This window comes from Geobacillus sp. 46C-IIa (assembly GCF_014679505.1).
GTDB lineage: Bacteria > Bacillota > Bacilli > Bacillales > Anoxybacillaceae > Geobacillus.
The window spans coordinates 1,830,488-1,852,533 of the sequence record NZ_CP061474.1 but is presented as its reverse complement, the minus strand read 5'-3'; the positions used below and the strand labels follow the sequence as shown (position 1 = coordinate 1,852,533).

19 protein-coding genes and 1 pseudogene are annotated in these 22,046 nt (G+C 54.9%); 16 read left to right on the top strand and 4 right to left on the bottom strand.

Features of this window, described 5'->3' with window-relative positions:
- Both IC803_RS09290 and IC803_RS09285 read right to left on the bottom strand, forming a co-directional pair.
- The gene (locus IC803_RS09290) at positions 1-291 is read right to left on the bottom strand and encodes a spore coat protein (RefSeq protein WP_063166064.1); all 291 of its coding nucleotides are present in this window, start codon (positions 289-291) and stop codon (positions 1-3) included.
- Between the two features lie 20 nt (positions 292-311).
- Positions 312-497 (bottom strand): spore coat protein, encoded by a 186-nt coding sequence (locus IC803_RS09285; protein ID WP_081207549.1) that lies wholly within the window; start codon positions 495-497, stop codon positions 312-314.
- Between the two features lie 197 nt (positions 498-694).
- On the opposite strand from IC803_RS09285, the pseudogene IC803_RS09280 reads away from it, so the two are divergent.
- Positions 695-2,632: pseudogene (locus IC803_RS09280) on the top strand (electron transport protein).
- 73 nt (positions 2,633-2,705) lie between these two features.
- Complete coding sequence (locus IC803_RS09275) at positions 2,706-2,846, top strand: hypothetical protein (RefSeq protein WP_168157886.1); 141 nt, start codon at positions 2,706-2,708, stop codon at positions 2,844-2,846.
- A gap of 75 nt (positions 2,847-2,921) precedes the next feature.
- On the opposite strand, the gene IC803_RS09270 is transcribed toward IC803_RS09275, so the two are convergent.
- Complete coding sequence (locus tag IC803_RS09270) at positions 2,922-3,278, bottom strand: hypothetical protein (RefSeq protein ID WP_081207548.1); 357 nt, start codon at positions 3,276-3,278, stop codon at positions 2,922-2,924.
- Positions 3,279-3,322: 44 nt separating this feature from the next.
- Positions 3,323-4,426: a histidine kinase N-terminal domain-containing protein gene (locus IC803_RS09265; protein WP_081207547.1), complete on the bottom strand. Its 1,104-nt coding sequence runs from the start codon at positions 4,424-4,426 to the stop codon at positions 3,323-3,325.
- A gap of 222 nt (positions 4,427-4,648) precedes the next feature.
- Here IC803_RS09265 and cysK point away from each other — a divergent pair, with 222 nt between their 5' ends.
- The 14 genes from cysK to IC803_RS09195 all read left to right on the top strand — a co-directional run bounded on the left by cysK (position 4,649) and on the right by IC803_RS09195 (position 21,947).
- The gene (gene cysK, locus IC803_RS09260; RefSeq protein ID WP_081207546.1) at positions 4,649-5,572 is read left to right on the top strand and encodes a cysteine synthase A; all 924 of its coding nucleotides are present in this window, start codon (positions 4,649-4,651) and stop codon (positions 5,570-5,572) included.
- A 331-nt stretch (positions 5,573-5,903) separates the two neighbouring features.
- On the top strand, positions 5,904-6,983 hold the full coding sequence (locus IC803_RS09255; protein WP_081207545.1) for an AbrB family transcriptional regulator: 1,080 nt from the start codon (positions 5,904-5,906) through the stop codon (positions 6,981-6,983).
- 94 nt (positions 6,984-7,077) lie between these two features.
- A complete protein-coding gene (locus IC803_RS09250; RefSeq protein ID WP_063166059.1) occupies positions 7,078-7,716 on the top strand; it encodes a Bax inhibitor-1/YccA family protein in 639 nt (212 codons plus the stop codon).
- Between the two features lie 221 nt (positions 7,717-7,937).
- Entirely contained in the window at positions 7,938-8,111 is a 174-nt protein-coding gene (locus IC803_RS18175; protein WP_223811949.1) for a hypothetical protein, read from the top strand.
- Between the two features lie 84 nt (positions 8,112-8,195).
- Positions 8,196-8,990, top strand: a complete 795-nt coding sequence (hyi, locus tag IC803_RS09240) for a hydroxypyruvate isomerase (protein WP_081207544.1) — start codon at positions 8,196-8,198, stop codon at positions 8,988-8,990.
- Entirely contained in the window at positions 8,987-9,883 is an 897-nt protein-coding gene (locus tag IC803_RS09235; protein ID WP_081207543.1) for an NAD(P)-dependent oxidoreductase, read from the top strand. Before hyi ends, IC803_RS09235 begins: the two co-directional genes overlap by 4 nt.
- Before the next feature lie 178 nt (positions 9,884-10,061).
- Positions 10,062-11,384, top strand: coding sequence for an FAD-binding oxidoreductase (locus IC803_RS09230; RefSeq protein ID WP_081207542.1), 1,323 nt, complete (start codon positions 10,062-10,064; stop codon positions 11,382-11,384).
- A gap of 2 nt (positions 11,385-11,386) precedes the next feature.
- Positions 11,387-12,745: a (Fe-S)-binding protein gene (locus tag IC803_RS09225; protein WP_081207541.1), complete on the top strand. Its 1,359-nt coding sequence runs from the start codon at positions 11,387-11,389 to the stop codon at positions 12,743-12,745.
- Positions 12,742-14,190: an FAD-linked oxidase C-terminal domain-containing protein gene (locus IC803_RS09220; protein WP_081207540.1), complete on the top strand. Its 1,449-nt coding sequence runs from the start codon at positions 12,742-12,744 to the stop codon at positions 14,188-14,190. The genes IC803_RS09225 and IC803_RS09220 overlap by 4 nt, the downstream gene beginning before the upstream one ends.
- 107 nt (positions 14,191-14,297) lie before the next feature.
- Positions 14,298-16,481 (top strand): malate synthase G, encoded by a 2,184-nt coding sequence (locus tag IC803_RS09215; protein ID WP_081207539.1) that lies wholly within the window; start codon positions 14,298-14,300, stop codon positions 16,479-16,481.
- Positions 16,482-16,662: 181 nt separating this feature from the next.
- Positions 16,663-17,880 carry an NAD(P)-dependent malic enzyme gene (locus tag IC803_RS09210; protein WP_081207538.1) on the top strand — a complete coding sequence of 406 codons (1,218 nt, stop codon included), beginning with the start codon at positions 16,663-16,665 and terminating at the stop codon, positions 17,878-17,880.
- 6 nt (positions 17,881-17,886) lie between these two features.
- The gene (locus IC803_RS09205) at positions 17,887-18,675 is read left to right on the top strand and encodes a fumarylacetoacetate hydrolase family protein (RefSeq protein ID WP_081207537.1); all 789 of its coding nucleotides are present in this window, start codon (positions 17,887-17,889) and stop codon (positions 18,673-18,675) included.
- A gap of 139 nt (positions 18,676-18,814) precedes the next feature.
- Positions 18,815-19,600 carry an IclR family transcriptional regulator gene (locus tag IC803_RS09200; RefSeq protein ID WP_081207536.1) on the top strand — a complete coding sequence of 262 codons (786 nt, stop codon included), beginning with the start codon at positions 18,815-18,817 and terminating at the stop codon, positions 19,598-19,600.
- A 70-nt stretch (positions 19,601-19,670) separates the two neighbouring features.
- Entirely contained in the window at positions 19,671-21,947 is a 2,277-nt protein-coding gene (locus IC803_RS09195; protein WP_081207535.1) for a DEAD/DEAH box helicase, read from the top strand.
- Positions 21,948-22,046: the final 99 nt, after the last annotated feature.

The window sequence follows — 22,046 nt, the reverse complement described above, 5'->3', positions numbered from 1 at the left end:
CTAGCGTCCGGCTGATTGCAGCACTTGTTGCGCTGCTTGTATATCCATACGCAACTGCTCTTGAACGTTGGTCGGATGGTAGTACCCTTTGTTGACCATATACTGGCTAATTTGCTCATGAAACGCAATCGCGTCATTTAAATGTTGCTTCAGCGTATTGCGCACTTCCGGGGTTGCCGCTTCGGCAATGGCCATCGCGCACCCTTTGATCGCACTTTTCGCCCCAATGAGATAATCGGCGGCGATCATTTGATCATTTAATACGCCGGTCGGCGTCATTGTTGCCTGCATCATTATTCCTCCTTCGTTCGTTACGATAATAAGTTTTGCAAGTCGCGGATATGCTGCGTTGTTTTTTGAATGTCTTGCTCGATGAGCGATTTCAGTTGCGGGTCGCTTACCATTTGCCGCATGGCCATGCTTTTGGCGAGGCATGTGTTTTTGAACATCAGCAGCTCGTGCAACTCGAGTGTTTCGTGCGTTCCTGCCGCTTTCATCCCTTTCACCACCTTCCGTGACATAGTATGTGCCCATTTGCCTGCCGTATAGGTGGGGAGTGATGGAAAAGTCGGGGGATGGCGTTTCGAGGCAGCCGGCCGATCGGAAAAAAGCGCCGGCGGTATGCCTCAAGTTTTACCGGTGGCGGGGCATACTATGTCTGCAATCCATTTTCATGCAAGGGGTGAATGAACGGATGAAAAAGGCAGCCATTGCGTTAGGCATCGCGGTTCTCCTTCTTTTGGCTGCCGGGGCCGCTCTTCTTTTGCGCCGGGGCGAGTACGCGGCTGTACCGGACAACGAAGCGGTGAAGCCGTATAAAGCAAGCGAGCGAACCGGGATCGACTGGTGGGGACGTTGGATCGGCGCGGATGACGGCCGCGTGAAAACATTATCGGCGGAAAACGGGCGCTTGCGGGAAGAGGACGGAGCGGTTCTCGTCGATGACCGGCTGCTTCATCTCGGCAAAGAGGTGTTTTATAAGGAAACATTTGGAAATTAGGTATTCTTAACCGACATTATGGGCATCGTCGACGGGCCGCTGACGCTCGTCAATATAGCGAAAGCGATTGCTGCGCTAAGAGGGGAAGGGACGACGAACTTGCGCGTGCCGCTTGCGGAAGATGTAACGATCGGCGACCGGACGTATAAAAAAGGGGAGTTGATTGACACCGGCATCGATGTGCCGAAAGGGTCATACTTGCCGCTCGGGATGCCGATTGTGACCGACGGCGGCCGCGTGCGCGTCGGCATTAGCTGCGCGGCTTGTCACGCGACGGTCGATCCGCAGACGAAAAAAGTGGTGGAAGGGGCGCCGAACAATGACTTAAACGCCGGGCTGCTGATGGCATTGGCGACGAATTCGGCTGCCTATTTCACTCATGCCAACATTCGTTCGTTGCGCGACTATATCGGCTCGCTCGATCGGACGATCGTTGACTCGCGCGGACGTAAAGCGGCGCTTCCGGATCCGGAGCGGCTTGAGCGGGAAGTCGACCGCATTTTTGCCAGCTGGCCGCGCGGCAATTTTGATTCGACGATCGACATGAAAGCGAATCCGGCGCAAATTCCCGACTCGTTCACACGCGGCGACCATCCGTACGGGTGGAGCGGTTTTGCCGCCGCTGGCCCGTTTCATGGTTTGTCCGCTTTCAGCAACAACGTGCATGCGCAAAACGCCGATTCGCTGGCCCAAGCGGAAATTAGCGACGCGCTCTTTGGCATTGACAAGGAAGTGTATCTCGGCACGATTTTGCAAAATGCGGCCAATCCGCGATATCGCTATCAGCCGACGACGAAGGAGAAACCGTCTGTCTTTTTTGCCAAAGTCGACCCGACGCCGAACACGGTTGGGGTTAACCAGCTTGTTGCCCCGCCGCAATTTCCAAAGGTGTCGCTTGTCGCTCCGGACGGATTGATTGTCAGCGAGCCGGGGTATCGGTTTAACGAGCAAAACAACGCTGTCGCCGCATGGCAAAATACGCTCAGTCCGCCGCCGCCAAACGAACGGATCAGCGCAGGACGGGTGGCGAAAGGGCGGAAGGTGTTCGTCCGCGCCGGCTGCATCCGCTGCCATGCAGGGGCGTATTTGACGAATAACCGCGTCGTCGCCGCTAATGTAGTGGGCACCGAGCCGTCGCGGGCGAAAGCGTTGAAGAAAACAGAAAAAGTGTTTGGAGAGTCAGTGTTGTACACTCCTGACACGCCGGTGCCGATTCCAAAAGGGGCGAAGGTGTTGAAAGTGCCGACTGATCATTTAGATCCAGAACAAATCCGGCTCTCCTTTGCTCATGGCGATTCGCCGGGAGGGTATAAAGTGCCGAGTCTGATCGGGCTCGCTTGGAGCGCTCCATACTTGCATGATGGCGGTGTGGCGGTTGGACCGAACGGGGAGCTCGGGCTGGCGGGTACGGTCGGAAAAGGCATTGTCCCCGACGCGCGCAACAGCTTGCGGGCGCTTATTGACCGGACGTGGCGCCAGCGCGTCATCGCTGCGAATACCGCTGATCCCGCCTTGCCGACAGTGCATGTGACAGGAGAGGGGCATCGATATTGGATCGATCGTCAAGCCGGATTTACGAAGGAGGAGCAAGAAGCGGTATTGGATTATTTGTTGTCGCTCACATCACGTTGACCGCACTGGGAACAGTTCCCTTGCAACAGCCGCTGTTTAGCGGCTCACACTAATGGGCAAGGGAGGGAAAACGATGAACGAAACATGCTTTTATTGCCAGTGCGAGTGCGACGACAACGTGCATTACGTTTCGTTCCATACCAACGGCGAGGAGCGTGAAGAAACGCTCTGCCCGGAGTGTTACCAAGAATGGCTGCAAGGCATGAAAGGTTGATCTCTTTCCCCGCGTTCATCCCGCTTGAAAGCGGAGTCCACTTCGGTGAAGAGGACAAACAAAACCGCACCGTGATCAAATCGGTGCGGTTTTTTGCGAAAGCGGCGGGGTGGCGACGGTGTCATCCAAGCTGCATGTTTCGTTGTAACAACGGTACACAGCCGCCTTGGCCCGCGGGATGTGGAGCGACAACAATAAAATGCGCTCGCTTCCGGTAGGGGTGACCTTTGTTTCCATTTTGAGCGCCGCGCCATCGAGCGCCAGCGAGTAAAACCGGTACGTTAAGCCGAGCCATGTACGTTCAGATCGGACGGTATCCGGATGATGGCGGATGAGTTCGGCCAGCTCGGCGAACGAATGGGTTTCCCGCTGCATCCATTCACGGATGGCGGCGGTTGTTTGTTTCAGCCAATTTTTCCATGACGGTTTCATCAGCATCACCTTTTTTCATCCAGTATGCCCATTTCCGCCGTTCGCTATACAGGCAGCCGGATGGAGAAGGTCGTCATATTGGCATCAGACGAACAGCTGATTTCCCCGCCATGGTCTTCAATCACTTTTTTGCAAATGTAAAGGCCGATGCCCGTCCCTAATTTTTTTGTCGTAAAAAACGGCTCAAAAATGGTCTCGACGATATTGGCGGGGATCGCTGGACCGTTGTTGGCGATTTCGACAGTGACCGTTCCGTTCTGAGAGCGGGCAGCGATCTTGATGCGGCGCGGTTTTTCCTTTTCTTTCACCGCTTCGATCGAGTTGAGCAAAATGTTTACTAATACTTGGCGAATCTGATCTTTATAGGCAAAAATATGTATGGATTCATCGATCGACAACGAAATGTCGACATCGCTGTCGACGATCGTTGCGTATAAAAAATCTATGATTTCCTCTAACAGTTGGCGCAGCGAAAACGTTTCCTTTTCGCTCTCAACAATTTCTTTGCGCGAGGCATGCAGAAATTGCGAAATGCGAAATTTCAGCTGCTGCAGCTCATGGTCGATAATGTCTAAATATGGCAAGTGAGGATGCTCAAATTTTAACAGTTGGATAAAGCCGATAATGGCTGTCAGCGGATTGCGAAATTCGTGAACAAAACTGGACGACATTTGTCCGAGCAAGGTCAGTCGATCTTGGTGCGACCTAGCGATCAATATATTTTTCTCGTGCAGCTCCGCTTCCTTCAGTTCGTTATATTTCTTGACGGCATGAAATAAAAATTGATCAAACAGCTCGTTCATATGGTCGACGAGCGGAGCCAGCTCAGTGATCGGCAATGGTGCGGTTAACGCGTGCTTGATGATCAACCGCCGCCCTAAATTTACGTTGTAGACGAGGGTGCCGATGCCGGCGTTCATTTCCGCCCGTTCCTTGGCAATTTTGTTGGCCAGCCGTTCGACTGTCTCACCGGACAGCGACCGCAGCAGCGCTTCTTTGACTAGCGCAAACATTGCCAAGCTGTTTTGTTCAACGCGGTCAATGTATTTATCATCGTCGGCAATTTTCATATGTTGCCGCCAATAGGCAAGGAAGCTGGGCAGATGAGTTTCTAAATGGGTGACGAGCTGCTGTGCGGCAGATGCCAAAAAAGCCACCTCGCTTTCCGTCGTTTATTATCATTATAAGGGGGAATATCGAACTAGAACAGAGGGAAAATCGCGATATGTCCGATAAAACTAGTTTTCTTTTACAAAAAAGGCCAGGAAATGCCCGTCAACATTAGGCGAGGCAGACCGTTTGAATAAAAAAAGCAAAATCATGTATAATGAAGCAGTCAGAAATCTATTCCAAAAAGGTTGGGAAGCACCGTGAAACTGTATGACTCGATTTTAGACTTAATTGGCGGCACGCCGATCGTGAAGTTGCGGCGCCTTCCGGATCCGAACGGGGCGGATGTATATATGAAGCTCGAATCGTTTAACCCCGGCGGCAGCGTCAAGGATCGACCGGCTTGGGAAATGATTCGCCGCGCCGAGGCGGAAGGGAAAATTGCGCCGGGAGAAAGCACGATCATTGAACCGACGTCCGGCAACACCGGCATCGGTTTGGCGATGGTATGCGCCGCTCGCGGTTATCGCTGCATCATCACGATGCCAGATAACGCGACGGTCGAACGGGTGAAAATTTTAAAGGCATACGGAGCAGAAGTGCATTTGACGCCGGCGGAGAAACGGATGCAAGGAGCGATCGACGAGGCGAATCGGCTCGCTCGCGAAATCCCGGGCAGCTTTATTCCGATGCAGTTTGAAAATCCGGCCAATCCGGACGCACATCGGCATACGACGGCGGTGGAAATTTACGAAGCGTTCGATGGACGGCTCGATGCGTTCGTGCTCACCGCTGGCACCGGGGGAACGGTGACGGGAACGGGGGAAGAATTGAAAAAACGGATTCCCAATTTGCGCATTTATGTCGTCGAACCGTACGGCTCGCCCGTCTTGTCGGGCGGCAAGCCGGGGCCGCATAAAATTCCCGGCACAGGTCCGGGGTTTATCCCAAGCATTTTAAACCGTTCGATTTATGACGACATTTTTTTGATCAAAGATGAAGATGCCCAGCAGATGGCACGCGAACTGGCGGCGAAGGAAGGCATATTGGTCGGCGCCTCGGCTGCTGCGAGCGCCTATTACGCCATCAAAGTGGCCAAGCAGCTCCCGAAAGGCGCCCGCGTCCTTTGCATGGCGCCTGATTCGGGCGAACGGTACTTGTCGTCGGATTTATTCGCTGATTAAGCAGACGGCGCAAAAGTTGACTTCACGTCTCTTTGCCGTTCATGGGAAGGGAAGAATGAGGGTGTCTCAACAGGATCGGGACACCCTCTTTCGCTGTTATATATGCGTACTGATTGTTTCTTCCACACTATATGTTGGGCTTATCTTGAAGGCGGACCACCTTTTGGATCAGCCTCTGTTTTTATTTGGCATTTAAGCGGCTGTTGCTGTCCCTTTTTGCCCAAGCACCGCCATCAAAAGCAGAAGGGATCGTTCGATAACAGCCGCTCAGTAAAGGCGGAGGGAAGTGTTCCATTTGTCTTCGGAAGGACAACAAGGGGCGGACAACCTGATGCGCATCGCCTTGACGTTTGCCATCGCAGCGTCAGGTGGCATCGGATTTGCTCTTTTGCGCGTTCCGCTTCACTGGGTGCTTGGCCCGGCGGCGGTGCTGCTTATAATGGAGCGTTTTTTGAAAGGAAAGCTGTATTGGCCGATGGCGATTCGCAATGCCGGGCTCATCCCGATCGGCTATACGCTCGGCACGTCGATGACGGCGGCGACGCTCGCCGAGATGGGCCGGCAGCTGCCGTCGATGCTGTTGGCGACAGTGCTGATTTTGCTGTTTAGCTTTCTGTTTTCTTGCATGGCGGCGCACATAACCGGCATTTCGCTCCGCTCTATCGTCACCGGCAGCATTCCCGGCGGGTTGTCGCAAATGCTCATTCTCGGCGAGGAGCTAAAAGGAGTCGACGTGACGGTTGTTACGCTTTTTCAAGTGATGCGCCTTATGGGTGTTGTCTTTCTTGTCCCGCTCATCGCTTTGAGCCCGATCTTTTCCGGCGGTTCTAGAGCGGCTATGGACGTTGGGAGTGAGCAAGGACCGGATTGGACGATGGGACTCGCTTTATTATATTTCATCGTTACCGTTGCCGGTGCACTAGTTGGCAAGCACCTGAAACTGCCGACCGCCTATTTGCTCGGCCCGATCATCGGGACGGCGGCGCTGGTGATCGCTGGGGTGCCCGCACCGGATTTGCCAACGCCGATATTGGACATCGCGCAAATTACGATGGGGGCTTATCTCGGTTTAACGCTTAAGCCGGCTGATATTAAGGAGAAACGGAAAATGATGCTTGCGGCGGCTGCCATGGGTTTTTCTCTTATTCTGTTTTCTATGGCTGCCGCGTTTGTGCTGACAAGCTTGCACGGCGTCCCTTATTTGACCGCCTTCATCGCTTTGGCGCCGGGCGGCATGGATCAGATGGGGATTTTGGCGCAGGAAGCGCGCGCGAGCCTTGCTATCGTGACGAGTTACCAAATGTTCCGCATTTTTTTCATCCTGTTCGTCGTCCCGCCAGTGCTGAAAAAACTGTTCGCTACCCGCTGGTTTCAACGGATCGAACGTTGGCAAATGCGGCACGGCGGATAAGGATGGCCACGATGGCTATGGCGGCGGAAAAAGTGGGGGCTGTGACAAGTGACAAACATATGCTAAACTAGAAAGAAAAAGGAGGGGAATCGTGATGAATCAATCGACCGTTTATCGTCCGCACAGCCCGGTCGCCAAGCTGGCGGTTTCATTTCTCGCGGCTTTGGCCGTCGCGACCGCAGGTCTGTACGCCGGGCAGTGGGTGCCGGCCGGCCTTTATTTGCCGCTTTATGCGCTTGAACTGATTTTGCTTCTTGTGATGATTTTCGCTCGCCGCAAAAAAGCGGTCGGCTATCCGCTCATGTTTGCGTTTATGCTCGTCTCGGGCGCGACGCTCTATCCGCTCATCGGCTACTACATTTCCATCATTGGCGCCGCGGCGGTGTTCAAAGCGTTTGCCCTAGCGGTTGTCTCGTTTACGGGCGTTGCCATTTATGCGGCGAGAACGAAAGAAGATTTTTCGTTCCTCGGCGGATTTTTGATGCTCGGCGCGTTTGCGCTCCTTGGCTTGTTGATCATTCAATGGTTTATCCCGTTCTCGAGCGTCGGGCAAATGGGAGTGGCGGCGCTAGGGATTTTGATTTTCCTTGGCTTTACGATTTACGACATCAACCGTTTGGCTCGCTACGGCTTTACGGAAGCGGACATTCCGATGATTGTCGTCAATATTTACCTTGATTTCATCAACTTGTTTGTCTATATTTTGCGCTTTTTCGCCAGCGATGAAGATTGAGCGCCAAAAAAGGGCTGTCTCCTGAAGGAGCAGCCCTTTTTCCGTGTTGGTGTCATCAAGGCGGCAAATTGCGTTTGGAAAAAGTGACAATTCGTGTTGTGTAGCTGATAGCGCCGATTGCCAAAGAAATACGGGCTGACCTCATCCACCGCCTCGTGCAGGAAGATGACGAAGTTCGCCGTTCGGTCGATGTGCTTTACGAAACGCGGGCGTTGCCGTTGGTGATCGAAATGATTCGCGAAGCCCAAGAAAAGGGAGAGATTGCTCCATACTTATCCATTGATACGCTGCTTTTGTATTTGAATTTATGGCGTGACGCTTCGGAGAAAATCCCTGTTTCTTTGTACAGCGAACGGCTGATTGATGAGTTGATGCGCCTGTTTTTTACGGCGTAAAAGGAGAACGAGAGCGGTGAAAGCAGGAATTGACGAGAAGTGAGGCGAATAAGGGAGAGGAAATGAGGGGAGAGGAGCATAGCGATGAAGTTTGCTGTCAATGTATCAACGATTTTTACTGAAGTGCCGTTTCTTGCTCGATTCGCGAAGGCGAAGCAGCACGGGTTTTCGCTTGTGGAGTGCCAGTTCCCGTATGCGGCGGCGCCGGAAGCGATTGCTGATGAGCTGGGAGGGAACGGGTTGTCGCTCGTGTTGATCAACTTGCCGGCTGGCGATTGGGAAAAGGGAGAGCGCGGACTCGCGATTTTCCCCGACCGTCATGATGAATTCCGCCGCGCGCTTGAAGACGGTGTGCGTTATGCGCTAAAGCTTGGCGTGCCGCATCTTCATTGCATGGCTGGGATCGTGCCAAAGGATATGCCGCGGGAGCAGGCGAAGGAGACGTATCTCCGCCGCCTCGAGGAAGCAGCTGCCGCGCTTGCCGCCCATGGCCTGACGTTAACGATCGAGCCAATCAATCCGTTCGATATGCCGGGGTACTTTTTAACGAATATTGAGGAAGCTGCGGCGATCATTCGCGATCTCGGCCGGCCGAACGTAAAGCTGCAGTACGACGTGTATCATATGGCACGGCTTGGTTTTGATGTGACGGCGACGTTTGCTGCTTACGAGCCGCTCATTGCCCATGTACAATTCGCCGATGCCCCGGGGCGGCATGAGCCGGGGACGGGGGTGCTGCCGTATGACGATATTTTTTCGTTTTTGCAGGAGCGCGGTTACAGCGGGGCGATCGGGCTCGAGTACATCCCGGCGCGGGAAAGCAGCGAGAGCTTTGCCTGGTATGAACCATATCGCATGAAAGGAGGTGCAGGACGATGACGAGCGTCGGCTTTATCGGGTTGGGCGTGATGGGCTCGCGCATGGCGAAGCGGCTGCTGGATGCCGGCTTCGATGTTACGGTGTACAACCGCACCGAAGAAAAGGCGGCGCCGCTGGTGGAACGGGGCGCCCGGCAGGCGGGGACGATCACGGCGTTGGCGAGCGAAGTCGATGTGATTTGCACATGCCTGTCCATGCCGGATGATGTCATCAATGTCTATACAGGGGAAGGAGGCATTCTCCATGCGGCCCGTCCGGGAGCGGTTTGCCTCGACTTTACGACCGTCGGTCCAAAGACGAGCCGTCTTGTGGCCGAGCGGGCCGGCGAGCGCGGCGTCGCTTATTTGGATGCGCCAGTAAGCGGCGGGCCGGAAGGGGCGGAACAAGGGACGCTCACGATGATGGTCGGCGGCGACCAAGCAGCGTGGGAGCGGGTGCGCCCGCTGCTCGGTGTGTTGGGAAAGACGGTCGAATATTTAGGGGAAAGCGGCGCCGGCAGCGTGGCGAAAGTGCTCAATCAATATTTGGTCGCCGTCCATTCCGTCGCCGCGGCGGAAGCGATGGTTGCCGGCGTCGCTTACGGGCTCGACGCCGGGAAGCTGTATCGGCTGTTGAAAGAAAGCTATGGGGACAGCCGGATGCTGCGCCGCCATATGGAGCAGTTCGTGCTGCCGCGTCAATTTGCGCCCGGCGGGGCGGTGAAGTATGTACATAAAGACGTGCGCTTGGCGAATGCACTCATGAACGAAATCGGCATCAACCGCTGCCTTGGCACTGGGGCTGAGGAAACGTTTGCTGCGGCGATGGCCGCCGGTCTCGCTGATTTGGATATGTCGGCGGTCATCCAACTGTTCGAGCGGCGAGTCGGGGTGACGGTAAAAGAGACGGAATGAACAAAATGATATGGAAATTCAAAAAATTCATTGAAAAAATGGGTCATCAATGATTTAATAGAGGTAGCGGCACCTCCTGCAGGAGGTGGATTTGGCTGAAACGTCGAGCGCGTTTCGCTTTTTTTAAAAATTAAAAAAGAAACATTGTTTCCTATCGCGAAACGAAGGAGGGGCGACAATGCTCTCATTGACATGGCTGGATGAGTTAAGCGCTTTCTTGCATCCGGAACAAATCAAAACAAATGAATCCCCTCACCCGCTTGGCAATAGCGGCGTGGTGACCATTTACCCGCGGACGGAAGAAGACATCGCCGCGGTGCTCCGTTATGCCAACCATCATGGCAAAAAAGTCGTCGTCACGGGCCGCGGCACGAAACGAGGGTTTGGCGGGCAGCGGGAACAGGCAGATATTTTGCTGTCTTTGGAAAACTATGCCGGCATTGTCGAACAAGCGGCCGCCGACATGACCGTCACCGTGAAAGCGGGAACGGTGTTCGGTGATTTGCAGCGCGCGCTTGCCCCGCACCGGCAAAAAGTAGCGTTAGATCCGTTCTGGCCGGATGAAGCGACGATCGGCGGAGTGATTGCCGCGAACGACAGCGGACCGAAGCGGCTTGGCTACGGATCAGCGCGCGATTCGGTCATCGGGCTGCGCATCTTGTATCCGGACGGCACGGTCATCCGCTCCGGCGGCAAAGTAGTGAAAAACGTCGCCGGTTATGACATGAATAAACTGTTTATCGGGGCGATGGGGACGCTTGGCGTGCTGAGCGAGATCACGTTGAAGCTCCGGCCGCTCGCGAAATATGAAAGCGTTGTTTTGTTATCGTTCCCAAGCGGCGATGTTCACGAGATTCGCTCGTTCGCTGTTTCCTTCCTTGATACGATGATGGAGCCGGTTTGTTTTGAACTGCTCAACCCCGCGCTTGCCGAACGGTTGACGGGGCGTCCTGTCTATACGCTCGCGATCGGGTTTGAAGACGTGGAAAAGGCCGTCCATTATCAAGAGCAGTGGGTGGAACGTCTCTGTCCGAGGACGGCTGCGATGGCCATTTTAGCCGGTGAGAAGGTGGAAGCTTTTTGGCGGATGTTTTACACGATCGCGCCGAACGGGCGTCTGACAACCGTGAGGGACAGCGTGGAAGCGGCGGTGAAAATCGGCGTCGTCAACTTGGACGTGCTCTCGATCTTGCGGGAAAGCGCGTTAATTGCTGATCGCTGCCACGTTCAGGTCGAAGCGCACGGCGGGTTGGGCCATGGACTTTGTCAGGCGTATGTGCGCGGCAGTGAAGAGGGGGTCGCCGCCGCCATTGAGGAGTTGCGCCAAACGGCGGTCCGCTTGGGCGGCTATGCGGTCGTCAAGCATTTGCCGTTTTCGCTGCGCCAGCGCATCGATGTCTGGGGCGGAAAGCCGTCGTACTTTTTCTTGCTCGAAGGCATTAAGCGGAAAGTTGATCCAAACAAAACGGTTAACGATCAGCGCTTTATTGGGGGGATTTAACGATGAGCACAGTGATGAATGAGCGGGCGGACAGCCCGGCTTGTGCGACCGCAAGCCTTGGCAACTACCGGTTTAGCGATTTGCCCGACCCGAGCAAATGGGCCGACTGCGTCCATTGCGGCATGTGTTTAGAGTCGTGTCCGACGTACGAACAAACCGGCGAAGAGCAGCACTCCCCGCGCGGCCGCGTTCATTTGATGAAGTCGGTCGGCGAAGGGAAGCTTGATTTAACGCCGGATTTGCTTGACCCGATTTTTACGTGCCTAGACTGCCGCGCCTGCACGACAGCGTGTCCGGCTGATGTCGATGTCGGCGGACTCATTGAACAAGTGCGCGGCCAGCTTCGCCAGGCGGTGCCGCTCACGGGCTGGAAGGCGCTGGTGAGCGACTTTTTCTTAAAAGGGGTGTTCCCGCACCCGTCGCGCCTTGATTGGTTTGGCCGCCTGTTGAAGCTATACCAAAAAAGCGGGCTGCAGACGGTGGCGCGTAAGACCGGGGTGCTGCGGATAATGCCGGACCATTTGGCCGAGATGGAGGCCATTTTGCCGGAAGTCGGCACGCCGGTACGGAAAAAATATAAGCGTGAGCCGCTGATTAAGGCCAAAGGGGAAACGAAGCGGACGGTCGCGATCTTGACCGGCTGCGTGATGGACGTGATGTTCTCCGACATTAACGAGGCGACGATCCGCGTGTTGACGCGTAACGGCAACGATGTCGTCATCGTGCCGAACCAGACGTGTTGCGGGGCGCTTCATGTTCATGCCGGCGACCGCGAAACGGGGCGGAAGCTCGCCAAGCAAAACATTGAGGCGTTTCAAGGGGTCGACCATGTGATCGTCAACGCCGCCGGTTGCGGCGCGATGTTGAAGGAGTATCCGGAGTTGTTCCGGCATGACCCAACATGGCATGAAAAAGCGGAACAGTTTGCCTCCAAAGTCGAGGATGTGTCCAAATTTTTGCATGACACGGGCTTCAAGCCGCCGAAAGCGGAACTGAACGTGCGCCTCACGTACCATGATGCGTGCCATTTAGCCCATGGCCAAGGCATCCGCCAGGAGCCGCGCGCTGTAATCAACAGCATTCCAGGCGTGGAGATGGTCGCCATGTCGAACGCCGACCGCTGCTGCGGCAGCGCGGGGATTTACAACATCACCCACCCGGAAATGGCGCAGGCGGTGCTGGAGAGCAAAATGCAAAACGTGCCGCAAGAAGTGGAACTCATCTCGATGGGCAACCCGGGCTGCATGCTGCAAATGGCGCTTGGCGTCATGAAACACGGGCGGAACCAAAAAATCGTCCATACGGTGCAGCTGTTAGATTGGGCGTACCAAAAAGAGGAAGGGAAGGACGTGCGCATATGAGAAAACGGCCCATTGCAACGAACGACCCGCACATTCGGGCGCTCGCCCGCATTGTCGGCGAAACGGCGATTTTGTACCGGAAGGAAGATTTAATGGCGTATGACTGCGACGGCTTTACCGTCCACCGCCATTTGCCGAAAGCGGTCGTATTTCCGAATAGCACGGAAGAAGTGGCAGCGGTCGTCAAATATTGCTATGAGCACGAGCTGCCGTTTCTCGCCCGCGGTGCTGGCACAGGGTTAAGCGGCGGGGCGATTCCGTTAAACGGGGAAGTCGTCATTAGCTTGACGCGGATGAAGCGGCTTTTGCACGTCGATCTCGAAAACCGGCGCGCTGTTGTTGAACCGGGGTTTGTCAACTTGAAGCTGACGAATTCCGTCGCGCACCGCGGCTATTACTATGCGCCTGACCCGTCGAGCCAATATTGCTGCACGATCGGCGGCAATGTCGCGGAAAACGCTGGCGGCGCCCATTGCTTAAAATACGGGGTGACGACGAACCATATTTTAGGTCTTGAAGTCGTCTTGCCCGATGGCGAAATCGTTGAAATTGGAGAAAACGGCGTTCCTGACCCGCCCGGCTACGACTTGCTCGGGCTGTTGACCGGATCAGAGGGGACGCTTGGCATCGTGACGAAAATTACCGTCCGTCTGCTGAAAAATCCCGAGGCGAAACAGACGGTGCTCGCTTATTTTGATGAAGTCGAAGACGCAAGCCAAACTGTTTCCGACATTATTTCCGCCGGGATCGTGCCGGCGGCGCTTGAGATGATGGACCAAACGGCCATAGAAGCGGTCGAAGCGGCCGCGTTTCCGGTTGGGCATCCGAAAGATATCGCCGCGCTTTTGCTCATTGAAGTGGACGGCATTTCTGCCGGGATCGGCGAACAAATTGACGACATTTTAACGATTTGCCGCCGCCATCATGTGCGTGAAGTGAGGGTGGCTGAGTCGGAAGAAGAACGGGCCCGCTGGTGGGCGAATCGGAAAACCGGCTTTGGCGCCATGGGAGCGATTTCGCCCGACTATTTAGTGCAAGACGGCGTCATTCCGCGCAGCCGGCTGCCGGAAGTGTTGCGGGAAATTGCCAACATTAGCCGTAAATATCGGTTGAGGATTGCAAACATTTTCCATGCCGGCGATGGCAACTTGCATCCGCTCGTTCTGTTTGATGCCAACCAACCAGGGGAGACGGAGCGGGCGCTCGCAGCCGGAAGCGAATGCCTCAAGGCGTGCGCGGCTGTCGGCGGGTCGATCACCGGGGAGCATGGCGTTGGCCTTGAGAAAAAAGAAGAGATGCGCTTTATTTTCAACGACGAAGAAATTTTGGCGCAAACGGCGATCCGCGACGTGTTCAATCCGAAAAACTTGCTCAACGCCGGCAAGCTGTTTCCGACGCCAGGACGGTGTGTAGAGACAAAACGGACGCCGTCGGCAGTAAAATGAAAATTTTGCAAAAACGATTGTCAGCGGTTTCGTTTCATGGTATCATCTTTTTAGATCAATTAAGAAACAGTGTTTCGTAATAAGAAACAAGAAGGGAGAAAGAAACGATGGCTGAATATGTGCAAACGGGGACCATTCAAGTTGCGAAAGTGTTGTACGATTTTGTCAATGAGGAGCTGTTGCCGAGCAGCGGGCTTGACCAAGACAAATTTTGGCGCGATTTTGCCGCGCTGATCGCCGACTTGACGCCGCGCAATAAGGAGCTGCTCGCGCGCCGCGACGAGATTCAGGAGAAATTGAATGAGTGGTATAAAAACCATCGCGGCCGCTTCGATTTTGACGAATATAAAGCGTTTTTGACGGGCATCGGCTATTTGGAGCCGGAAGTGGAAGATTTTGAGATTACGACCGACAATGTCGATGATGAAATTGCCGTGCAAGCCGGGCCGCAGCTCGTCGTACCGCTGACGAACGCCCGTTACGCTTTGAATGCCGCCAACGCCCGCTGGGGAAGCTTGTATGATGCGCTGTATGGCACGGACGCCATTAGTGAAGAAGACGGCGCTGAGCGCGGTTCGTCATACAACCCGGTTCGCGGAGCGAAAGTCATCGCCTACGGGCGGCAGTTTTTAGATGAAGCGGTGCCGCTTGCGCAATATTCCCATGAAGACGCTGTCCAGTACGCCATTGTTGACAGGCAGCTTGTCGTGACGACAGAAGGCGGGGCGACAACAGGGCTGAAAGAGCCGGAAAAATTCGTCGGCTTCCAAGGTGAGCCGCAAAACCCGACGGCAGTGCTGCTGAAAAACAACGGCCTTCATATTGAAATTCAAATCGACCGTGAACATCCTGTCGGCAAAACGGATCAAGCCGGTGTCAAAGACATTGTCCTAGAAGCAGCCGTGACGACGATTATGGACGGCGAAGATTCGGTCGCAGCTGTCGATGCCGAGGATAAAGTGGTCGTGTATCGCAACTTGTTTGGTTTGATGAAAGGTGATTTGACGGCGACGTTTGAGAAAAACGGGAAACTGTTTACGCGTGCCTTGAATCCGGACCGCGTATATAAAACGCCGGATGGCGGAGAGCTTGTGCTGCCGGGTCGTTCGCTCATGTTCGTGCGCAATGTCGGCCATCTGATGACAAACAACGCCATTTTGGATGCGAACGGTGAAGAAGTGCATGAAGGGATCATCGATGCGGTGATTACGAGCTTGATCATGAAACATTCGCTGATCGGCAACACGCGCTACTTGAACTCGCGCAAAGGCTCGATTTACATCGTCAAGCCGAAAATGCACGGATCAGCGGAAGTGGCGTTTGCCAACGAGCTGTTTGACCGCGTCGAAGATATGCTCGACCTCAAGCGAAATACGATTAAAATCGGTGTCATGGATGAAGAGCGACGGACATCGCTCAACTTGAAAAACTGCATTTACGAAGTGCGCGATCGCATCGTCTTCATCAACACCGGCTTCCTTGACCGGACTGGGGACGAAATTCATACATCGATGGAAGCGGGGCCGATGTTGCGCAAAAACGATATGAAATCGTCGACATGGCTTGCCGGTTATGAAAAATCGAACGTGGCCGTCGGGCTCGCTGCCGGCTTCCGCGGCCGGGCGCAAATCGGCAAAGGGATGTGGGCGATGCCGGACTTGATGGCGGAAATGCTGAAACAAAAAGGAGCGCAATTAAAAGCCGGCGCGAACACCGCATGGGTGCCGTCGCCGACAGCCGCTACGCTCCATGCGCTTCATTATCATCAGGTGAATGTCGCCGCTGTACAAAACGAGCTGGCCAATGACCGGAACGATTACCGCGATGACATTTTGCAAATTCCGTTCGTCAACAACCCGCAATGGACGGCGGATGAAATCCAAGAAGAGCTCGACAACAACTGCCAAAGCATTTTAGGTTATGTCGTCCGCTGGATCGATCAAGGGATCGGCTGCTCGAAAGTGCCGGACATCCACAACATCGGACTGATGGAAGACCGGGCGACGCTCCGCATTTCGAGCCAAATTCTTGCCAACTGGCTCCACCACGGCATTTGCACGAAAGAGCAAGTGCTCGAGACGCTGAAGCGAATGGCGAAAGTCGTCGACGAACAAAACGCCGGCGACCCGAACTACCGCCCGATGGCGCCAAACTACGACGATTCGGTGGCGTTCCAAGCGGCATGCGATCTCATCTTCCTCGGCTATGAACAGCCAAACGGCTATACGGAGCCGATTTTGCATCGCCGCCGCCAAGAAGCGAAAGCAAAATTTGCCGCCGTTCAGCAATAAGCAACTTGTCGCTCTGGAACAAGGGCTGAGCGCCCTTGTTCCTTCCTACTCACGACAATCAGAAAATTCAGTAAAAATAATTGGAAAGGAGGCAGCTCCTAGTTGCTACTGGCCGGCTGCAGAACGCGAAGAAGCACAAAGGCGGCATCGATGGGACGAGGTTAGTAGCTAGGGATCGGCTATGGAAAATTTGCGGGAACGAGCATTGTTTGTCCACCGACAGGCAAAAGGAAAACTTTCGGTTGAAGTGAAAGTGCCGGTCGTGGATGCGAATGACTTAAGTGTTATTTATTCGCCGGGAGTGGCCGAACCGTGCAAAGAAATTTATGCCAACGAAGATGGGATGTATGATTATACGATGAAAGGCAATTTCGTCGCCGTTGTTTCAAACGGCACTGCGGTGCTCGGGCTCGGCAACATCGGTGCGCGGGCAGCGCTTCCGGTGATGGAAGGGAAAGCCGCCTTGTTTAAAGCGTTCGCCGGCATTGATGCGGTGCCGATCTGCTTGGACACCGAAGATCCGGAACAAATCATCCAAACCGTCAAGCTGCTCGAGCCAACATTTGGCGGCATCAATTTGGAAGATATTGCTGCACCTGCCTGTTTTGTCATTGAAGAGCGGCTGCGCCAAGAAATGGCGATCCCAGTATTTCACGACGATCAGCACGGCACGGCGATCGTCGTCGCTGCTGGGTTGACGAACGCCTTAAAAGTCGTCGGCAAACGGCTCGCCGATTGCCGGATCGTCATCAACGGCGCAGGCGCTGCCGGGGTGGCGATCGCCAAGCTGCTGTTGACGATCGGGGTCGGCGACCTCATTGTTTGTGACACAAAAGGGGCGATTTACGAAGGGCGCCCATACGGGATGAATGCCATGAAAGAGGAATTGGCGAAACAAACGAATCAGCGCCGCGTATCTGGAATGCTTGAAGAGGTCATTTCAGGCGCTGACGTGTTTGTCGGCGTCTCGGTTGCCGGCGCGCTGACGCCGGCGATGGTTCGGTCGATGAACCGAGGGGCGGTCGTATTCGCCTTGGCCAATCCGGTGCCGGAAATCATGCCGGATGAGGCAAAAGCAGCTGGGGCTGCTGTCGTGGCGACCGGCCGGTCAGACTTGCCGAACCAAGTGAACAATGTGCTCGCGTTCCCCGGCATTTTCCGCGGTGCGCTCGATGTGCGGGCGACGCAAATTAACGAGGCGATGAAAATTGCCGCTGCTGAGGCCATCGCCGGACTCATTCAGCGGGAAGAACTGACCGAGGAGTACGTCATCCCGAACCCGTTCGACCAACGCGTTGTGTCGTCGGTCGCCTCCGCTGTTGCCCGCGCTGCCATGGAGACCGGGGTGGCTCGAAACAAGGAGAAGTATGAAGGAAAAAATCGTGTAAGAGAGGGGTAACCGCCAATGAAGTTTGCCCGTTTTATCGCCGAGGGCGCCATTCGCGCCGGTGTAGTGAGCGGCGAAGTCATCCGTGAAATTGAAGGCGACATGTTTGCTGCTTGGGATTATACCGGAAACGTATTCCGCTGCGACGGCGTTTCGTTCGTGGCGCCGCTTGTGCCGCGCCATGTAATCGGCATTGGCGCCAACTATGTGGCGGCGCGCGAACAGCTGCCGGCTGAACTGCCGGACATTCCCGTCTTTTTCTTTAAACCGTCTTCATCGGTCATCGGTCCGGAAGCGGATATTGTCATTCCGAACGGAATCAGCGAAGTGAAATTTGAATCCGAGCTGGCTGTCGTCATCGGCAAAGAGGCAAAACAAGTGAGCGAGGAGGACGTATGGGCGTACATTTTTGGTTATACGGTCGCCAACGACGTTACTGCGCCGCAATTTTTCCACCCGGATGGCCATTGGACGATTGGAAAATCGTTCGATACGTTCACGCCGCTCGGTCCGGTTATTGAAACGGAACTCGATCCGCGGTCGGTGGCGGTCAAAGCGCGGGTCAATGGCGAAGAAAAACAAAACAGCCCGACCGAGCTGATGATTATTTCGATCAGCAAAATGATTTCGTATTTATCGTATGTAATGACGCTGCAGCCGGGTGATGTCATTTTAACAGGAAGCCCGGTCGGCGCTGAGCTCGTCGGTCCGGGAACAGTCATTGAGTGCGAAGTCGATGGCATCGGCACGCTCCGCAATGCGTTCGTCGCCGCTAAAGCGCCGGCCGTTTCCACTCAACAAGGATAACGTGCTATGTTCCGCTGTTTAAAAGCGGCGTGCCCCGGCTTAACGCCCGACGGTATACGCTGTGTCTGCAGCGGCACCTGCAAACGCCCGGCCGTTCGTGTATAATGGCGAGCGGGGAGAACAAATCGAGGTGAACAGAATGGAAAGAGAAAATATCGTCAAATCCGTCAGCCGGGCGCTTCAAATTATTGACATCGTCAGCGCGAAAAAAGATGGGCTGGGCGTCACGGAAATCGCTAAACAAATGGACATTAACAAAAGTTCAGTCTACCGCATTTTAACGACGCTCGCCCAATACGGCTATATCGAGCAACACCCGGAAACAGAGCGGTATAAGCTGGGGTACAAGTTTTTGGAAATTAGCTCGAAGCTGCTTGATTCGATCGATTTGCGCCAGGAAGCGCGGCCATATTTGCGCCAGCTTGAAAAAGAAACGAACGAAGTTGTCCATCTTGTCGTCTATGACCAAGGGGAAGTCATTTACATTGAAAAATTGGAAGGAACCGAAACGCTGCGCATGCATTCGAAAGTCGGCAAGCGGGCGCCGATGCATTGTACAGCGGTCGGCAAGGCGATTTTAGCTTATTTGCCGCCGGCAGTCGCTGCAGAAATCATTGACCGGAAAGGGTTGCCAAAGCATACCGATTTGACGATCACCGACCGCGAGGCGTTTTTCCGCGAGCTCGACACCGTCCGGCAAAACGGATATGCGCTTGATTTAGAAGAAAATGAATACGGCATCCGTTGTGTGGCTGTGCCGATTTTTGATTACACCGGCAGCGTCGTTGCCGCTGTCAGCGTTTCCGGCCCAACGATCCGTATGACGGACGACCGCATCGCCGGGCTCGCTGTGCGCATGCGCCAGATCGGCAAAGAACTCTCCGCGCGGCTTGGCCATCGGCCGGCTCATTCCGTCCAGCTGTAACAGCTGGACGGTTTTTTTCGTGCAAACAGGCGAACCATGCATGTAAAATAGAAGGGAGGTGACTTGCGACGTGAAAAAACAGACGCTTTCCGAATGGATCGAACAGCTCCGCCAAGACCCGAATGTCGCGTATTGGCATGAAATCGAACCGAAAGAAGCCGATACCGTCCCGTTTCCGGCCGAGCTCGATGCGCGGCTGCGCGCGGCGCTTGAAGCGCGCGGCATCGCCTCGCTTTATACGCACCAGGCGGCGGCGTACGAGGCGGTGCAGCGCGGACAAAACATCGTGGCGGTAACGCCGACCGCTTCTGGAAAAACGCTTTGCTACAATTTGCCTGTTCTTCAGGCGATCGCCAAAGCGCCGGAAAGCCGCGCCCTTTACTTATTTCCGACGAAGGCGCTCGCCCAAGATCAAAAAAATGAATTGAATGAAATGATCGCCGAGATGGGCGTGCCGATTTACAGCTACACATATGACGGCGATACAGCGCCGGCGCTGCGGCAAAAAATCCGCCAAGCCGGCCATATTGTCATTACGAATCCGGATATGCTCCACACGGCGATTTTGCCGCATCATACGAAATGGATTTCACTGTTTGAACAGCTGCGCTACGTCATCATCGATGAACTGCATACGTATCGCGGCGTGTTCGGCAGCCATGTGGCCAACGTCATCCGCCGCTTAAAACGGATATGCGCATTTTATGGCAGCTCCCCTACATTTATTTGTACGTCGGCAACGATCGCCAATCCGCAAGAGCTGGCCGAGCGGCTGACCGGCGAGCCGATGACGCTCATTGACAACAACGGGGCGCCGCGCGGACGGAAACATATCGTATTTTACAACCCGCCGGTCGTCGAGCGGGCGATGAACGTCCGCCAAAGCGCGGCAAAAACGGCGGTGGAACTGGCGCGTCAGCTGCTTGTCAATCGTATCCCGACGATTGTCTTTGCCCGCAGCCGCGTCCGTGCTGAACTCATTTTGAGCCATTTGCAAGCGGCGGTGAAGGAACGAATCGGGGAAACGACGATTCGCGGCTATCGCGGCGGCTATTTGCCAAACGAACGGCGCGCCATTGAAAAAGGGCTGCGCAGCGGGGATATTATCGGCGTCGTCAGTACGAACGCGCTCGAGCTCGGCGTCGATATCGGCCAGCTGCAGGCGTGCATTTTGACCGGCTATCCGGGAACGATCGCCAGCACGTGGCAGCAAGCAGGGCGCGCCGGACGGCGCCATGGCGACTCGCTTGTCATCATGGTTGCCAGCTCGAGCCCGCTCGATCAATACATCGTCTCCCATCCGGAATACTTTTTCGCCCGTTCACCGGAGACAGCCCGCATCAATCCGGACAATATGCTCATTCTCGTCGATCATCTGAAATGTGCGGCGTATGAGCTTCCGTTTCGGCGCGGCGAGACGTTCGGCGGCGTTGAGATCGAAGACGTGCTCGACTTTTTGGTCGACCAAGGAGTGCTTCACGAACGGGCCGGGCGCTGGCATTGGATGAGCGACGCCTTTCCGGCGCAAAACATCAGCTTGCGCTCGGCGGCGCAGGAAAACGTGGTGATCATCGATATTTCAAACATTGCGCGCCACCGCGTCATCGGCGAAATGGACCGCTTCAGCGCGATGACTTTGCTCCATGAAGAAGCGATTTATTTGCATGAAGGAACGCAATATCAAGTCGAAAAACTTGATTGGGAAGAGAAAAAAGCGTACGTCCGCCAGGTTGATGTCGAATATTTTACCGATGCCAATTTGGCCGTCCAGCTGGATGTATTGTCTGATGACCGGAGCGAAGAGCGCGGGCGGATGGCGGTGCACTACGGCGATGTATCCGTCCGGGCAATGGCGACGATATTTAAAAAGCTGAAACTGTCGACGTTTGAAAACATCGGCTCAGGACCGATCCGACTCCCGGAAGAAACGCTTCATACGTCGGCAGCATGGTTCGAGTGGAAGGCAGTGCCATCGCGGTTTTCCCCGGCATTGTTCGAACAGCTGCTTGTCGGCATTGCCAACGTGCTTGGCCATCTTGTCCCCATCTTTGTCATGTGCGACCGTTCGGACGTTCATGTCGTCCCGCAGCTGAAGGCGCCACACTCCGGGCGGCCGACGATTTTTCTTTATGACCGCTATCCGGGCGGCGTCGGCTTATCGGAAGCTGTATTTGAGCGGTATGAAGAAATGCTCGAGAACGTAAAGGAATGGGTGAAGCGCTGCCCGTGCACCGACGGCTGCCCGTCATGCATCGGCGTTTCTGAAACGGCGGGGCGGCCGGTGAAGCGCGAACTCATCCGGTTTTTAGACGAACAACTCGCCGCGAAGGACAGCTCATCCGTTTAGCGCGCTCTATTGTTGTGAGGGGAACTGCGCAGCACCACTAGGCTTGAGTGCTATTTGGCGAGTAAAATGGGGCGGTTTCCTTGAGTGTTCGGGCGCTAA

Coding starts and splice junctions, on each gene's coding strand:
- IC803_RS09290 (WP_063166064.1), bottom strand. CDS start 291: ATGCAGGCAACAATGACGCCGACCGGCGTATTAAATGATCAAATGATC.
- IC803_RS09285 (WP_081207549.1), bottom strand. CDS start 497: ATGAAAGCGGCAGGAACGCACGAAACACTCGAGTTGCACGAGCTGCTG.
- IC803_RS09275 (WP_168157886.1), top strand. CDS start 2,706: ATGAACGAAACATGCTTTTATTGCCAGTGCGAGTGCGACGACAACGTG.
- IC803_RS09270 (WP_081207548.1), bottom strand. CDS start 3,278: ATGAAACCGTCATGGAAAAATTGGCTGAAACAAACAACCGCCGCCATC.
- IC803_RS09255 (WP_081207545.1), top strand. CDS start 5,904: ATGCGCATCGCCTTGACGTTTGCCATCGCAGCGTCAGGTGGCATCGGA.
- IC803_RS09250 (WP_063166059.1), top strand. CDS start 7,078: ATGAATCAATCGACCGTTTATCGTCCGCACAGCCCGGTCGCCAAGCTG.
- hyi (WP_081207544.1), top strand. CDS start 8,196: ATGAAGTTTGCTGTCAATGTATCAACGATTTTTACTGAAGTGCCGTTT.
- IC803_RS09235 (WP_081207543.1), top strand. CDS start 8,987: ATGACGAGCGTCGGCTTTATCGGGTTGGGCGTGATGGGCTCGCGCATG.
- IC803_RS09230 (WP_081207542.1), top strand. CDS start 10,062: ATGCTCTCATTGACATGGCTGGATGAGTTAAGCGCTTTCTTGCATCCG.
- IC803_RS09225 (WP_081207541.1), top strand. CDS start 11,387: ATGAGCACAGTGATGAATGAGCGGGCGGACAGCCCGGCTTGTGCGACC.
- IC803_RS09220 (WP_081207540.1), top strand. CDS start 12,742: ATGAGAAAACGGCCCATTGCAACGAACGACCCGCACATTCGGGCGCTC.
- IC803_RS09215 (WP_081207539.1), top strand. CDS start 14,298: ATGGCTGAATATGTGCAAACGGGGACCATTCAAGTTGCGAAAGTGTTG.
- IC803_RS09210 (WP_081207538.1), top strand. CDS start 16,663: ATGGAAAATTTGCGGGAACGAGCATTGTTTGTCCACCGACAGGCAAAA.
- IC803_RS09205 (WP_081207537.1), top strand. CDS start 17,887: ATGAAGTTTGCCCGTTTTATCGCCGAGGGCGCCATTCGCGCCGGTGTA.
- IC803_RS09200 (WP_081207536.1), top strand. CDS start 18,815: ATGGAAAGAGAAAATATCGTCAAATCCGTCAGCCGGGCGCTTCAAATT.